Source organism: Winkia neuii subsp. neuii DSM 8576 (assembly GCF_000420405.1).
Lineage (GTDB): Bacteria > Actinomycetota > Actinomycetes > Actinomycetales > Actinomycetaceae > Winkia > Winkia neuii.
This window is the reverse complement of sequence record NZ_ATUW01000026.1, coordinates 1-2,161: the sequence shown is the minus strand read 5'-3', so window position 1 is coordinate 2,161 and position 2,161 is coordinate 1. Positions and strand designations below refer to the sequence as shown.

At 49.2% G+C, this 2,161-nt stretch carries 3 protein-coding genes; all 3 read right to left on the bottom strand.

Translation table 11 applies throughout. From position 1 onward, the window contains the following. Nucleotides 1–844 (bottom strand): phage major capsid protein (locus tag G437_RS0110365; RefSeq protein WP_024332473.1); only part of this gene is annotated, 844 nt, incomplete at its 3' end. 12 nt (nucleotides 845–856) lie between these two features. Next, nucleotides 857–1,939 (bottom strand): HK97 family phage prohead protease, encoded by a 1,083-nt coding sequence (locus G437_RS11085; protein ID WP_051141949.1) that lies wholly within the window; start codon nucleotides 1,937–1,939, stop codon nucleotides 857–859. Beyond that, nucleotides 1,940–2,161: hypothetical protein (locus G437_RS11535; RefSeq protein WP_034490537.1), on the bottom strand; the 222-nt coding region annotated here is incomplete at its 5' end.

Sequence of the window (2,161 nt, the reverse complement as noted above, 5' to 3'; positions counted from 1 at the left end):
TAATGACAATGCCGTCAGCACGCAGGCCGGAGGTAACCTCGACCTGGCTGAAAGCCTTAATCAGCGAGGGCACAAACTCGTCCGCCTGCACCTTTAGCAGGCCTTCACGGTTTAGCAGACCCTTAAGGTTAGACCCCTCTCCATCGCCTGAAAGTAGCTGAGTTTCTTCAAAAATACGCAGCTGTTCGAGCAGGCGCGTGTTGATATCGGAGGCAATATATGCGGTATCTTCCAGCATTTCGGTAGACACCTTGATGTACCCTGCGATTTTTGCGAGGGTGTCAGTCTGTTGCTTGTACCCGAAATTAAGCTGGGGTTTCTTGCCGCCCTCTGCAACCGTAGCAAAATCGCCGGTACGCGCGCCCTCCACCACGTAGCGCAGGATAGAGCCTGCCATTGTGCCAGAGGTTAGCCAATCCGAAATGTAATCCCTATGCGGGGTAGCGTGCGCAACCGTCGTATCCTGCTGTACTAGACCAGCATCCCCAACGAGGTGACTATCAGTAGCCGCGGCCTTAAACTCAGGAGTGACTACAGAAAAGTTCTTAGCAGAGGCTACGACCTGCTTTGTTTCTTCGAGCCCGTATTTTAGGAACTGATCGCCAAGGCTCTTAGCCTGGCCGTCGGTTGCCGAATACTTTTTGGTTCCAAGGGATTCAATAAAGCTAGTGGCGTTATCAGCGGCTTTAGCCTTGGCTTCAAGGCCGCTGATCTCATCCTTAAGGTTTGAAAGCTCTGCGAGCTCTTCAGCGGTAAAATCGCGGCCTTCTGCCTTTGCCTTTTCAGCTATAGCAATGCCAGCGGCTGATTTTTCAGCTAGCAGCTTCTTAATGTTCTTTGGCATTTAGAATTATCCTTAAATCGATTCAAAAATATGTGCGTAGAAATCGGCTAACGCGGCGTCTGGCTTTAGTTTAGCACCCTTAGCGGCCTCACCTTTAGGCTTTTCCTCGTCGCCTTCTGGTTTACCTTCTGGTTGCTCATTATCGCCCTCGTCAGCATTACCGTTATTGTCGTCATTATCAGGCTTGTCTGGCTTATCCGGCTTGCCCGGATTTATTTCTGTTTCCTGGTTAGCACCAACCGGAACTACAGAAACTTCATGTAATTTGACCTCGGTTAAGATCACAGCCTCATTCGTCTGCTTGTATTCCACAACGTCAAAAGCAAACGACATTTGCTTTACGCGGCCCTCATTTATCAGCCGGTTAACATATGCGGCGCGCTCGTTATTCTTAACGTCTAGCTCTACTTCCACTAGAAGGCCGTGGTCGTCCTCGCTAATAGCCGTGGTCTTACCAATGTTGAATAGGGGGTCATCCATCCTATGCCCCCAATAGCAAGGGAACACAGGGCCGTCCTCTTTAATGGTTTCAGCAAAGGCCCCAGGGGCCACTATTTCACCATACGAGTCAATATTATTAAAGACTGAGCAATACCCGGAAAACTTGCCGTTTTCACTACCACCAGTAGTAGTATCGCCCGCTGCCTTTAGCTTTACATTAATAGTCTTAGTGCGCACGCCTCTAACCTTTTCATCCGAAATATCAGGCCTATTCTTATACCATGATTCTATAGCCTGTTCTACCTCTTTGCCTCGTTTTTCTTCCTTTGCGCGTTGCAAACAAACATCAATACCGGGATCGACAATATGGAACTCGCAGCCTTGCTTTTTCCAGCGTCCTATCTGCTCGCTAGTTGCGTTGTGTTGGATAATCCAAGCGTCAGAGTCTACGCCCTCAAAAATGCGGGCTATCGCCGCAGCTCTTGCTGCCCAGGAGACCTGTTTTATCGGTTCACTTTTCGCGTGATCTAATGTGCTGCCTAGAGTCTTACAAATCGCGTCATAATCAACGCGCGGTTCACCAGGGCGCGCATTCTGATTTAGAAAAGTCGTTTTACCCGCACATGGCGGCCCCATAATAATATGAATAGTCATTTACTCTAACGCCCCCAATATTTGCGAGGTTTGAACCTGCTTGCCTTCCACATATGCGCTATAGGCAATTTCATTTATGATTGCTGCCCTCTCTGCAGCATCAGTAACCCCGGCGTTAGCAAGGTCCGCTGTTAATTCTTTTTGCCAACGCCCCGCCTGCCACCACTCGGTTAAGCCAGCTTGCTTTTTCGCCTGTACTGATCTTTCCTGCCTGCTAAGAAA

Bases quoted from the DNA above. Each gene is read 5' to 3' on its own strand.
- G437_RS11085 (WP_051141949.1), bottom strand. From the start codon at position 1,939: ATGACTATTCATATTATTATGGGGCCGCCATGTGCGGGTAAAACGACT.